9 protein-coding genes, 2 tRNA genes and 3 rRNA genes are annotated in these 13,727 nt (G+C 39.3%); all 14 read right to left on the bottom strand.

From position 1 onward, the window contains the following. Nucleotides 1–9: 9 nt before the first annotated feature. The 14 genes from prfB to CGC58_RS09685 all read right to left on the bottom strand — a co-directional run bounded on the left by prfB (nt 10) and on the right by CGC58_RS09685 (nt 13,597). A protein-coding gene (gene prfB, locus CGC58_RS09745) for a peptide chain release factor 2 (RefSeq protein WP_095896534.1) occupies nt 10–1,111 on the bottom strand; the annotation gives its coding sequence in 2 pieces (ribosomal slippage) (nt 10–1,047 and nt 1,049–1,111; 1,101 coding nt in all). A 334-nt stretch (nt 1,112–1,445) separates the two neighbouring features. Beyond that, a 5S ribosomal RNA gene (rrf, locus tag CGC58_RS09740) occupies nt 1,446–1,553 on the bottom strand. Nucleotides 1,554–1,687: 134 nt separating this feature from the next. Further along, nucleotides 1,688–4,520, bottom strand: a 23S ribosomal RNA gene (locus tag CGC58_RS09735). A 200-nt stretch (nt 4,521–4,720) separates the two neighbouring features. Then, nucleotides 4,721–4,794, bottom strand: a tRNA-Ala gene (locus CGC58_RS09730). A gap of 151 nt (nt 4,795–4,945) precedes the next feature. Next, nucleotides 4,946–5,019, bottom strand: a tRNA-Ile gene (locus CGC58_RS09725). Between the two features lie 71 nt (nt 5,020–5,090). Then, nucleotides 5,091–6,606 (bottom strand): 16S ribosomal RNA (locus CGC58_RS09720). Together the 16S, 23S and 5S rRNA genes with 2 tRNA genes alongside form the textbook arrangement of a ribosomal RNA operon. A gap of 540 nt (nt 6,607–7,146) precedes the next feature. Then, nucleotides 7,147–8,058, bottom strand: coding sequence for an RHS repeat domain-containing protein (locus CGC58_RS09715; protein ID WP_157909251.1), 912 nt, complete (start codon nt 8,056–8,058; stop codon nt 7,147–7,149). Nucleotides 8,059–8,080: 22 nt separating this feature from the next. Then, nucleotides 8,081–8,929 carry a hypothetical protein gene (locus CGC58_RS09710; protein WP_095896532.1) on the bottom strand — a complete coding sequence of 283 codons (849 nt, stop codon included), beginning with the start codon at nt 8,927–8,929 and terminating at the stop codon, nt 8,081–8,083. A 17-nt stretch (nt 8,930–8,946) separates the two neighbouring features. Continuing rightward, entirely contained in the window at nt 8,947–9,135 is a 189-nt protein-coding gene (locus tag CGC58_RS09705) for a hypothetical protein (protein WP_095896531.1), read from the bottom strand. A gap of 91 nt (nt 9,136–9,226) precedes the next feature. Continuing rightward, nucleotides 9,227–9,619 carry a hypothetical protein gene (locus CGC58_RS09700; RefSeq protein ID WP_157909250.1) on the bottom strand — a complete coding sequence of 131 codons (393 nt, stop codon included), beginning with the start codon at nt 9,617–9,619 and terminating at the stop codon, nt 9,227–9,229. Nucleotides 9,620–9,861: 242 nt separating this feature from the next. Next, entirely contained in the window at nt 9,862–10,146 is a 285-nt protein-coding gene (locus CGC58_RS12870; protein ID WP_232748829.1) for a hypothetical protein, read from the bottom strand. Between the two features lie 33 nt (nt 10,147–10,179). Then, on the bottom strand, nt 10,180–10,422 hold the full coding sequence (locus tag CGC58_RS12865) for a hypothetical protein (protein ID WP_232748828.1): 243 nt from the start codon (nt 10,420–10,422) through the stop codon (nt 10,180–10,182). Between the two features lie 144 nt (nt 10,423–10,566). After that, the gene (locus CGC58_RS12820; protein WP_095896529.1) at nt 10,567–10,713 is read right to left on the bottom strand and encodes a methyltransferase; all 147 of its coding nucleotides are present in this window, start codon (nt 10,711–10,713) and stop codon (nt 10,567–10,569) included. Nucleotides 10,714–10,897: 184 nt separating this feature from the next. Next, complete coding sequence (locus tag CGC58_RS09685) at nt 10,898–13,597, bottom strand: TonB-dependent receptor (protein ID WP_095896528.1); 2,700 nt, start codon at nt 13,595–13,597, stop codon at nt 10,898–10,900. Between the last annotated feature and the right edge of the window lie 130 nt (nt 13,598–13,727).

Below are 13,727 nucleotides of genomic sequence, written 5' to 3'. Positions count from 1 at the left end.
TTGTTAGGTTTAATTTTCAGTTTCCGATTGTCCCATAAGCATTAAATAGGCTTTCAGGAATTGGTCAATTTCACCATTCATTACGCTATCCACATCAGTGGATTCATATCCAGTACGAACATCCTTTACTAATTTATACGGATGCATTACGTAATTACGGATTTGTGAGCCCCACTCAATTTTCATTTTTCCTGCTTCAATTTCATCACGTTTTGCTTGACGCTTCTTCAATTCAATTTCATAAAGTTGTGATTTTAAAAGCTGTAATGCTTTATTTTTATTATCAAGCTGACTCCGTGTTTCTGAGTTTTCAATGATAATTCCCGTTGGATGGTGGCGAAGACGCACCGCTGTTTCTACCTTGTTTACATTCTGCCCTCCCGCACCGCTGGAACGCATCGTTTCAAAAGTGATGTCAGACGGATTTATCTCAATTTCAATGGTGTCATCGGCAAGCGGATACACGTACACCGAAACGAACGACGTATGGCGTTTGGCGTTGCTGTCAAAAGGCGAAATACGTACCAAACGATGCACGCCGTTTTCCCCTTTAAGATAACCGAAAGCGTACTCGCCCTCAATTTCAATGGTTACGGTTTTAACACCCGCCACATCACCCTCTTGAAAGTTGAGTGTTTTCACGCTGTATTTCTGGTTGTTACACCACATTGTGTACATTCGTAAAAGCATTGAAGCCCAATCACAACTTTCAGTTCCTCCTGCACCTGCCGTAATCTGCAACACAGCACTCATACTGTCTCCTTCCTCGGACAGCATATTTCTAAATTCAATATTTTCAATGTGTTGCAACGCTTTTTGGTACTGCTCGTCCACCTCGTCGGGCGTAGCAGCTTCTTCTTTTAAAAATTCCATCAACACCTCCAAATCCGAAACCAATTTTTCGGCTTCTTCATAATCCTCTACCCATTTTTTTTTGCTGCGGAGTTCCTTTATGATTTTCTCAGCCTCTTTGGCGTTGTTCCAAAAGTCGGAAGCGAATGTTTTTTCTTCTTCATTTGTGATTTCGATACGCTTGGCATCTACGTCAAAGATACCTCCTTAACGCACCCAGGCGATTCACTAAATCTTTTACTTGCTCGTTGTTTACCATCTTTTTTTAATTTTAAAAGGCAAATATAAATTTAAGAAATTAAGAATACAAATTTATCTCTTAAGAAAAATAATCTTAGTTATTGTCAAACTATTATTTTTCAACCAAATGTTCTCTCTAAATTCCTTTTATAATAATTTTATAAAAAGCAATCTCGACCTCTAAACTATCCCCAACCTTTCTTTTGTTAGTAATCTTAACCCTCAAAAAAACAAAAAACCTCAAGATTCCTCTTGAAGTTTCTAAAAGAAGGTAGTGTGCGGCCGCAGAAACACTCTACCCCCCTTAAAAAACAAAAAAACTCCAATCATCTCTGATTGGAGTTTTAACTTAAAGAAGGCGGCGACATACTCTCCCACTTGCGTAGTACCATCTGCGCTAAAAGGTTTAACTGCTCTGTTCGGAATGGTAAGAGGTGAGACCTTTCGCTATAACCACCTTAAGTCTTTAGGGAAGAGCCATTAGGCAACAGGCATTAGCCATACTTCCACTATAATATGTTAACATACTAGGATAAAAAACACGTTCTAATTATCCGCCAACTGCCATAAGCTATCAGCACAAAAGAATCTGCGACGCAATAAGTCTACGGGTTATTAGTATTACTCGGCTATGACATTACTGCCGTTACACCTGTAACCTATCAACGTGGTCATCTCCCACGACCCTTAAAAGAAATCTCATCTTGTGGCGGGTTTCGTACTTATATGCTTTCAGCACTTATCCCTTCCCAACGTAGCTACTCAGCCATGCTCCTGGCGGAACAACTGATACACCAGAGGTTGGTCCAACTCGGTCCTCTCGTACTAGAGTCAGCACCACGCAAATTTCTAACGCCCACAGTAGATAGAGACCGAACTGTCTCACGACGTTCTGAACCCAGCTCGCGTGCCACTTTAATGGGCGAACAGCCCAACCCTTGGGACCTTCTCCAGCCCCAGGATGTGACGAGCCGACATCGAGGTGCCAAACCCCCCCGTCGATGTGAGCTCTTGGGGGAGATCAGCCTGTTATCCCCGGCGTACCTTTTATCCTTTGAGCGATGGCCCTTCCATACGGAACCACCGGATCACTATGCTCTACTTTCGTACCTGATCGACTTGTTAGTCTCTCAGTCAAGCTCCCTTATACCATTGCACTCTACGCACGGTTACCAAGCGTGCTGAGGGAACCTTTAGAAGCCTCCGTTACGCTTTTGGAGGCGACCACCCCAGTCAAACTACCCTCCACGAATTGTCCTCCACTCTATGCGGAGTTAGACCTCAGATAAGCAAAGGGTGGTATTTCAACAACGACTCCACAACTACCGGAATAGCCGCTTCTAAGTCTCCCACCTATCCTACGCATCACTTATCCAAGACCAATACGAAGATATAGTAAAGGTGCACAGGGTCTTTTCGTCCCACTGCGGGTAATCGGCATCTTCACCGATACTACAATTTCACCGAGCTCATGGCTGAGACAGTGTCCAGATCGTTACACCATTCGTGCAGGTCGGAACTTACCCGACAAGGAATTTCGCTACCTTAGGACCGTTATAGTTACGGCCGCCGTTTACTGGGGCTTCAATTCAATGCTTCGCCGAAACTAACATCTCCTCTTAACCTTCCAGCACCGGGCAGGTGTCAGACCCTATACGTCATCTTTCAATTTAGCAGAGTCCTGTGTTTTTGATAAACAGTCGCCTGGACCTTTTCACTGCGGCCTCCCCGGAGGGAGGCGACCTTTCTCCCGAAGTTACAGGTCTATTTTGCCTAGTTCCTTAGCCATGAATCTCTCGAGCGCCTTAGAATTCTCATCCCAATCACCTGTGTCGGTTTACGGTACGGGTTTCATAACTCGCTTTTCTTGGAAACGTTATCTGCTCATTATCACCGCAGCCGAAGCCTTAGTGTACTATCAATGCCATAACAGCACCTTCAACGTACTATTCCGTCAGTACGCAGAGCTTACCTCATTCCGTCACTTCTATCGTTATGAAAGTACAGGAATATTAACCTGTGGTCCATCCACTACTCCAATTCGGATTCGCGTTAGGCCCCGACTAACCCTCAGCTGATTAGCATAGCTGAGGAAACCTTGATCTTTCGGCGGGCAGGTTTCTCGCCTGCCTTATCGTTACTTATGCCTACATTTTCTTTTCTAATCGCTCCAGCAAACCTCACAGTTCACCTTCAACGCCATTAGAATGCTCCCCTACCACTTAATTTATTAAGTCCATAGCTTCGGTAATATGCTTATGCCCGAGTATTATCCATGCCCGACCGCTCGACTAGTGAGCTGTTACGCACTCTTTAAATGTATGGCTGCTTCCAAGCCAACATCCTAGCTGTCAGTGCAGTCAGACCGCGTTTGGTCAACTTAGCATATATTTGGGGACCTTAGCTGATGGTCCGGGTTCTTTCCCTCTCGGACATGGACCTTAGCACCCATGCCCTCACTGCCGCAAAACATTTATTAGCATTCGGAGTTTGTCAGGAATTGGTAGGCGGTGAAACCCCCGCATCCAATCAGTAGCTCTACCTCTAATAAACTATATACGACGCTGTACCTAAATACATTTCGGGGAGTACGAGCTATTTCCCAGTTTGATTGGCCTTTCACCCCTACCCACAGGTCATCCGAAGTCTTTTCAACGACAACCGGTTCGGTCCTCCACGCTGTGTTACCAGCGCTTCAACCTGCCCATGGGTAGATCACCAGGTTTCGCGTCTACTACTACCAACTATATCGCCCTATTAAGACTCGCTTTCGCTACGAATTCGTATCTGAAATACTTATCCTCGCTGGTAAAAGTAACTCGTAGGCTCATTATGCAAAAGGCACGCCGTCACCCAAAAGGGCTCCGACCGCTTGTAAGCGTATGGTTTCAGGGTCTATTTCACTCCGTTATTCACGGTTCTTTTCACCTTTCCCTCACGGTACTGGTTCACTATCGGTCTCTCAGGAGTATTTAGCCTTACCGGATGGTCCCGGCAGATTCAGACAGGGTTCCACGTGCCCCGCCCTACTCAGGATTTCCCTATGATTTATTAAACGTTACCCATACGTGACTATCACACTCTATGGCGTATCTTTCCAAACACTTCCGGTTCCATTTAACAACCAACATCGGGTCCTACAACCCCCATATTGCCGTAACAACATGGGTTTGGGCTGTTCCAATTTCGCTCGCCACTACTCTCGGAATCACTTTTGTTTTCTTCTCCTCCGCCTACTTAGATGTTTCAGTTCAGCGGGTTCGCCTCCTTTATAAGGATACTAGTCCTTCAAACTAGTGGGTTGCCCCATTCGGATATCTGCGGATCTATTCGTATGTGCCAATCCCCGCAGCTTTTCGCAGCTTATCACGTCCTTCTTCGCCTCTGAGAGCCTAGGCATCCCCCATACGCCCTTACATAACTTATTGCGCTTGTAGTTGCTTTACTTCAAGTAAAGCATACCTCGTTCTCTTTGATTCTTTTATTTTTTTCTCGATTTAATCAATCTTATTTGATCTCTCGTGTTTTTTATCCCAATATGTCAATGAACCTTTCGAAAGTTTAAAGTGTAAAGTTAAAAGTTTGAAGTTTTTTATCCTTTTTACTTTATCCTTTATCCTTTTCCCTGTGGAGAATAAGGGAGTCGAACCCTTGACCTCCTGCGTGCAAGGCAGGCGCTCTAGCCAGCTGAGCTAATTCCCCTTTTTATACAGGTATTAGGGGTTAGGCAATAGGGAATAGTTTATATCAATCCCAAAACTCTTACCTATCTTAAAAGCAACAACCTCTAAAATTTCCTTTCATTCTATTTCTATGAACTTTTTAGCATTTAGCTAATAGCTATCAGCCTTTGTAGTCCCAGGCAGACTCGAACTGCCGACCTCTACATTATCAGTGTAGCGCTCTAACCAGCTGAGCTATGAGACTGCATCTTTTTTTATCGACTGCACAAGATTTAAAGAAAATCCCTAACAACTCTCCATTTGGATCGTCTCTAGAAAGGAGGTGTTCCAGCCGCACCTTCCGGTACGGCTACCTTGTTACGACTTAGCCCCAGTCACTAGTTTTACCCTAGGCAGCTCCTTGCGGCAACCGACTTCAGGTACCCCCAGCTTCCATGGCTTGACGGGCGGTGTGTACAAGGCCCGGGAACGTATTCACCGGATCATGGCTGATATCCGATTACTAGCGATTCCAGCTTCACGGAGTCGAGTTGCAGACTCCGATCCGAACTGTGACCGGCTTTATAGATTCGCTCCTGCTCACGCAGTGGCTGCTCTCTGTACCGGCCATTGTAGCACGTGTGTAGCCCAAGATGTAAGGGCCGTGATGATTTGACGTCATCCCCACCTTCCTCACGGTTTGCACCGGCAGTCCCGTTAGAGTGCTCGACTTCACTCGCTAGCAACTAACAGCAGGGGTTGCGCTCGTTATAGGACTTAACCTGACACCTCACGGCACGAGCTGACGACAACCATGCAGCACCTTGAAAAACGTCCGAAGAAATATCTATCTCTAGATACGTCGTTTCCCATTTAAACCTTGGTAAGGTTCCTCGCGTATCATCGAATTAAACCACATGCTCCACCGCTTGTGCGGGCCCCCGTCAATTCCTTTGAGTTTCACACTTGCGTGCGTACTCCCCAGGTGGGATACTTATCACTTTCGCTTAGCCACTCAATATTACTACCAAACAGCTAGTATCCATCGTTTACAGCGTGGACTACCAGGGTATCTAATCCTGTTCGCTCCCCACGCTTTCGTCCATCAGCGTCAATAAGTTGTTAGTAACATGCCTTCGCAATCGGTGTTCTGTGTAATATCTATGCATTTCACCGCTACACTACACATTCCAGCTACTTCACAACCATTCAAGACCTACAGTTTCAAAGGCAGTTACTCAGTTGAGCTCAGTGCTTTCACCTCTGACTTATAAGCCCGCCTACGGACCCTTTAAACCCAATGATTCCGGATAACGCTCGCATCCTCCGTATTACCGCGGCTGCTGGCACGGAGTTAGCCGATGCTTATTCGTATGGTACCGTCATCAATCTACACGTAAATCTTATTCTTCCCATACAAAAGCAGTTTACAACCCATAAGGCCGTCATCCTGCACGCGGCATGGCTGGATCAGTCTTCCGACCATTGTCCAATATTCCTCACTGCTGCCTCCCGTAGGAGTCTGGTCCGTGTCTCAGTACCAGTGTGGGGGACATCCCTCTCAGAACCCCTACCCATCGTAGCCTTGGTGTGCCGTTACCACTCCAACTAGCTAATGGGACGCGTACTCATCTTTTGCCACCGTAGCTTTAATTATTAAATGATGCCATCCAATAATACTATAAGGTATTAATCCAAATTTCTTCGGGCTATCCCTTAGCAAAAGGTAGATTGTACACGCGTTACGCACCCGTACGCCGGTCTCAAGTGCCGAAGCACTCTACCCCTCGACTTGCATGTGTTAGGCCTGCCGCTAGCGTTCATCCTGAGCCAGGATCAAACTCTTCATCGTTAAAATCTTTAATATTATAACCAAATAAAGTAATTGACTCTAGGATTAATTCTTTAAATCTTTTTTGTGCTGTCAACAATATATCAATGAACTATGCGTCTTATTCATTTTAGCAACGCACCTCCCCTTCAGAAGCTCGTTGCATTTGCGGGTGCAAAAGTAATACTTTTTTTTAAACCACCAAAACTTTTTGAAAGTTTTTTTATTTTTTGCTTTTAGCTATTGGCTAATTGCTATTAGCTATACACCGTAAGCCTTTCAAAGCGGGTGCAAAAGTAATACTTTTTCCTAAAACTCCAAACTTTTTACAAAGTTTTTTGCAAAAAAAATTGCGTTTTATTTTTAAGAATCTAAATATCAACAAAGTATAAAGTAAAGATTTTTGATGAAATTTACAACACCTATTTCAAAAACATCTCAAAAGCACAAAATATCAAAGTCAAAGATTTCTATTTTTGGTATTATGTTAGCTAAAAAACACTAATATCAATAAAAGCAACAAAAGTATTTTCTGAGAAATTCATAAAATTGCCGTTTATACTATTCATAATATTCTATTTCACGTTCGGTAATGCTTTCAGGTTTATCTATTGCATACGCTATTCGTTTTACCCAATTACCATACTTGTCATATTCGTATTTATAAGCCCATTTTACAATCAGACTTCTATTGGAATTATGCCCATTTCCCTCTATAAGATTTCCATTAGCATCATATCTATAAGTCAATTGAAAAAAAATACTGCCATCCGATTTATACTCATTTTTCTCTATCTGATTGCCATTGGCATCGTATTTATAAGTCAATTTTTTATCAAGACTTCCATCAGAATCATACTTATTTTTCTCTATCTGATTGCCATTACCATTGTATTTATAAGTTTCTTTCTCTCTAAGATGACCATCAGAATTATACTCATTTTGTTCTACCTGATTGCCATTAGTATCGTATTTGTAAGACCATTTTTCACTAAGGCTACCATCTGATTTATACTTATTTTTCTCTATCTGATTGCCATTAGCATCGTATTTATAAGTCCATTTTATAATAAGTCTTCCATCGGAATTGTATTCATTTTTCTCTATTAGATTTCCTTTATCATCGTATTTATAAGCTTCTTTCCTTCCAAGATGACCATCAGAATTATATCTGCTTTCCTCTACTATATTTCCTATATCACCATATTTATAAATCCATTTTAGAATCAGTCTTCCACCAGAATTATACACATTTTTCTCTATCCGATTTCCTTGCTCGTTATAGATGTAATTATCTATGCCTATAACTGATTTAATTTCTCCTTTTTGAATTTCTCCAAATTTTTCAACAGCATAATAAGGGGTCTCTCTAACCGATTTTACTTTGCCTTTTAAATTAGCTTCTTGTAAATCGTTCTTTTTCCCTACTTTCTTCTCTTGATTACAACCTATTAAGCTAATGACTGTAACCAATAATAAAATTATCTTTTTCATCTTATTCATAATATTGTATTTCGCGTTCGGTAATATATTTAAGTTTATCATCTACATATTTTACGAGTTTTATCCAATTGCCATATGGGTCAAATTCGCATTTACAAGTAGATTTCCAATCAAGACCGCCATCGGAATTATGCTTGTTTGTCTCTATCTGATTTCCATTAGCATCGTATTTATAAGTAAGTTTCCAATAAAGACTGCCATCAAAATTATACACATTTTGCTCTATCTGATTTCCATTGGCATCGTATTTACAAGTCATTTCTATATAAAAACTTCCATCGGATTTATACTTATTTTTCTCTATCTGATTTCCTTTATCATCGTATTTATATGTATACTTACCCAGAAAATTACCATCGAAATCATACCCATTTTCCTCTATCTGATTTCCTTTAGTATCGGATTTACAAGTTATTTTTACATTAAGACTTCCATCGGAATTATACACATTTCTCTCTATCTGATTTCCTTTAGTATCGTATTTATAAGTTATTTTTATATTGAGACTTCCATCGGAATTATAACTATTTCCCTCTATCCGATTTCCATTAGTATCATATTTATAAGTCCATTTTATATTGAGACTTCCATCGGAATTATAACTATTTTCCTCTATCTTATTTCCTTGTTCGTTATAGATGTAACTATCTATAAATGATTTAATTCCTCCTTTTTGAATTTCTCCAAATTTTTCAAAAGCATTATAGCTTGTCCCTCTAACTGATTTTACTTTGCCTTTTAAATTGGCTTCTTGCAAATCGTTCTTTTTTTCTTCTTTTTTCGCTTGGGTACAACCTATTAAGCTAATGGTTGTGATTACTAATAAAATTATCTTTTTCATTTTTCATAAAATTTAAATTACCTACATACACCACACGAACCTCCGTTATTACAATGTTTGCAATATTTGCAGTTTTTACAGGCTTTGCAATTTTTAGCTCCTACGCATTTTGCACAACATTCATCTTTGACGGTTTCTCGAAATCCTACATAAGCAGTAGCCCCCAATGAAACCACTAAGCTCATAATTAATACTATTCTTTTCATCTTTCTGTAAAATTAAATTAGTAAATCTTTACTCTGTTACAAGCTTTTCAGGCTTCGCCTTTTTTATTTTTTCGGAACGCATACCATACTTTTAAGGATGAAATCGAATCATAGAATCTTTGTTATATGCTAATACTAAAACCCCGTTTTCGTATAGAAACAAAAGAAGTTCATCTCCATCTTCATCTAAAATTTCCACTGCTTGAACCTTTATACCCTTATCAATTTTATGCTCTGTTACACTGCTAATGCTCCTAAAATATTTTTTATCTCCATTTGGGAGATACAACAAAACATCTCCATTATCATTGATATTGAAAACGAAAGTACTATTACGTTTTATAGGCTCCTCCCATTTTCCGTCTTTAAAAAAACTCACATAACTAAAATGCCGTGCAAACTTTTCGTTTTTTTTAGTTTCTTCTTGGCTGTATAGCGATATGTTAAAACATATTAGCCCTATAAAAACTAATAAATTTCTCATTTTAAATACATTTTTTTTCATTCTGTTACAGGCTTTTCGGGTTACGCCTTTTTTTATTATCTGGTTTTATCTTTTACATCCCCGCTCTACGAGCTGCCCCTTCAAAGGGGCAATAGCAGAGCAAACGACATTTATAATTGTTAATTATTTGTTATAAAATTATCATTTATTATTTTTTAAAAACCCAGTGTCCACCCAAGCTCTACCCAAGGTGTACCTAAGCTATGCACTTTATTCTTCTTTTATATATTTTTAACACTTTCAGTAATGTTAGCCGGCATATCCGTAGCACGAACTACAATTTTATCTCCAGAAAGGTCGGTGTTAGCTTGTGTAGCGGTATATACCCAATCCAAACCATTATCTACGGCATTGCCCTCCTCTACCAACGAACTATCGGAATTATAAATATGTATCGTAACCGATACTACCTTAAAATCATCATAGGCTCTAACTTTGATGGTATCGCCTACCTGACCCGTATAGCCCGAAAGGTCAATCTGTTCAATTTTCGGAGCTTGGAGCATATCGGCAACCGCTACGTTATAGGCGGTTACTCCTTACTTTTTGTCGGCTTCTGATTGGTATTCCTCCTTAACCGCAGGATTTTTTAATGCCGTTTTTGCATAAATGGTTGCTTGTTGAAATTTTGCCATTTGTTCCTTTACTTTTTCAGAAGTGATAGTTTTCTTGGTTGGTTTTTGAGAAACAATTGTTTTTCCATTACGCTGACTGAACACCAACAAATCGCCTACCTTTCCACTCAATCCGTGTGTAATAATGTTGTTTTTTGATTCTGCCATTATTTTATATATTTTTGTTAGATACTTAATTTTAACATCTCTGCTCTACAAGCTATTTCTTTGAAAGAATAACAAAAAAAATCCACTTGATAGAGATTCCTCTCCATCAAGCGGATTTACACCATTTATATATTATGTTATTATTTAGCTGTTTATGTGCTGTGCTGTGCTGTGCTGTGCTGTGCTGTGCTGTGCTGTGCTGTGCTGTGCTGTGCTGTGCTGTGCTGTGCTGTGCTGTGCTAAGGCACGTACAAATGTACTGATTTTATGTGAATTACACAAGTTTTTCATAGTATTTTTATGCTGTTTTAGTATGTTGAGTTAATTGTATGCGGGGGCAAATGTATAAAAATTTATATTATAACAAAATTATAACGTTAATTTTAACATAAAAAAACGTAAAGAGGCGAATAGCAAAACCAAAATAATAAAAAAATCCGTTTAAAATTAATAATAAACGGACTTTCTATTTTGGTTAAAATGAATATTTCATTGAAAAATTCCAAGTGCGTCCGAAACCGAAATGCACCCGATTTCGTGTGTCTATTCCTTTGTAAGTTTCGCTATTTGTGGTTGTATGAATATTATCCTGTGAATCGGAAATATAGTAAGTATCAAGCACATTGTATATATTCAACCCAAAAGTCATCGTGTGTTTTTTGAATAACGGTAATTTGTAAGACGCTGAAAAGTCAAACAAATTGTAGCTTGGAAGTTTTAAAGCTCCCTTTGAAGCAGTGTCATTGTCGCTAAATGCATAAATATCAAAATCTGAATACAACCGATTTACATAATGCCAGTTAAGATTCACATTCAAATTTCTTAGCGGAGTAACCATCGCACCGAGATTGGTTGTCATTTGTGCAGCACCTCCTACTTTTACTTTATCTAACAAAAGAGGTAATCTGTTTGATTTAGCTCCGTTAAGGATGTAAGGTTTTCTGTCTGCCGTTCTGTACGTTTGTGCTTCTGCGTTTCCTTCATAGTACCAATTGCCATAGGAAAACATTCCGATGAGCTTCAAATATTTGTTGTATCTGTAGAGCAATTCCAGTTCTACGCCCTGATGAAGTTCGTCCAAGTTTGAAATCTCGGCATAGTAACGTGTTTTATTTGAGTCGGTATCTATAAGATTATTTTTTCTTGTGTATCTGTCATTCCAACTTGTTCTGTAAACATTTACCTTAGCATTAAGATTTTTCAACTTCAGTCCGTAGCCCAATTCGATTCCCAACACCTTTTCATTGACATTATCCGAAGCAGGATGATTGATATTTCCTCTGTAAACTGCATTGAAATTTGGCTGTTTCTCATAATATCCCACATTAGTAAATATGTTGTGATTACCTATGTTATGATTAATTCCTACCTTAATATTATATCCTAAAAATGTTTCGTAATCTGTTTTTTGAGGCAAAGAAATGTTTGTTCCTTCAATTAATGTGCCTTCAGCCAGAAAGTTATCCGTCCGTTTATAACCTTTGTTTGAGACAGCTCCCTGAACAAAGGCAGACAAATTATCCTTAGAATATTCCAACTGACCAAAAGCTCCCGACCAAAATATTTGTCCTACGTTGTTATAAAAAATAGTATTTGAAATATCATCTATTTTGGAAAAAAGAGGATTGTAAGTAGGATAATTAGAGTTTGTTGTGGAAACATAATTATTCAGTTTCAAATTTTTATTTGAATCGTCTCTGTAGAAAGTAGCTCCGAACAAGTCATTTAACATTGCATAATGGTATCCTTTGTAATATCGACCATCAATCCCTACGTTAAATATCAGTCTGTCAGAAAGTTTATGATTGAAATTTGCCAAAATTCCGTACAAATCGTGTGAATTTATCCGTGCCGTGCGAATAAGAATATCTCTGTCAGAATTCGCTTCTTGGTTTGCTTTGGCAAGAGCATCAAAATCATATAATCCTGTCGTAACATTTCTGAAAGATTCCAAATCCCTTCCCATAACAGAACCATAATTCAATGTTCCTGAGCCTCTTCCAAAAGAAGTATATGCAGTAGCATTAATTGTTGTTCTTTCTGAAGCGTTCCAATCCCAATTGAACATTATCACCGGCTTATGATATACATTTCTGTACACATTATAATCCTCACCTCTGAAAATTCCTAAATCAGGATTGTATCTTCTGTCAGGATTTCCGTTAGCTCCATATTTTAAAGCATCTGATATTTTCACATACGAAAGCCGTTGGTTATGCCACTGAGGAGAACCCGTCATCATCAGCTGAAAATTATGTTTTTCCGAAGGTGTGTACCCAAAAGCTAAGTAGTAATTATAGCTCTCAAAATCAGTACCTCTAACATACTTATTTCCAGAGGTTCTTCCCATAAGAAGAGAAGCCGAGAAGCCTTTTTCGTTTTTTCCTGTGTTGTATATCGCAGAAGTTTTCACCGCGTAATCATTTCCTACAGAACTCAGTATCGCTCCTCCTTCATTCAAATCAGATGAACGTGTAACAATATTGAGAGTTCCGCCCACAGAAGCTATGGCTAATTTGGAAGCTCCCAATCCTCTTTGCAATTGCAAAACTGAGGTTACATCAGTGATTCCCGTCCAATTACTCCAATAAACTCTGTCATTTTCCATATCATTCATAGGTATTCCGTTTACCATTACGGCAATATTTTCGCTTGCAAACCCACGAATATTAACTTTGGAATCTCCGAAACCTCCTCCTGATTTTATAGCGTACACCGATGGAATTCTGTTTAGAATTTCCGGAAACTCCTGATTACCTGATTTTCCTGCAATTTCAGAAGAGAAGATTGTTGAAACTGCAATAGGCGTTTTTCTTTCCTGTGCCATATCCAACAGACTGTTATTCACAATAGCATTAGCCAGTAAATGAGCGTCTGGTTCTAATTCTATTACTGTTGGTTGCGATTTTCTCAGAATTCGGAATTGCGTTTCCTGAGAAACAAACCCCAAGTATGACACCTCAAGTGTTCCCGCCTTAGAGGGTACTTCCAGTAGAAATTCTCCCTCTTCATCTGTCGAAACTCCCATAATATTTCCTTTCAGAACCACACTGGCTCCCGATAATGGTTGTTTCGTTTCTGCGTCGATTACTTTTCCTTTTATAAAATTTTGAGCATAAGCTATTTCAGTGACTATTAAAAATAGCACTAATGAGTGTAGTAGTCCGTTTCTCATCTCTCTTAATTCATTATATCTTTCCCGTTACAAATTTTCAACTTTTATTAAGATATTCGTGTTAAAGAATGGTTAATATTTTAGTTATTCATAACTTTTTACAGACGAAATACCTCTGTAATATAAAAAT

This window comes from Capnocytophaga stomatis, from assembly GCF_002302635.1.
Taxonomy (GTDB): Bacteria; Bacteroidota; Bacteroidia; order Flavobacteriales; family Flavobacteriaceae; genus Capnocytophaga; species Capnocytophaga stomatis.
This window is presented reverse-complemented; position numbering and strand designations above follow the sequence as displayed.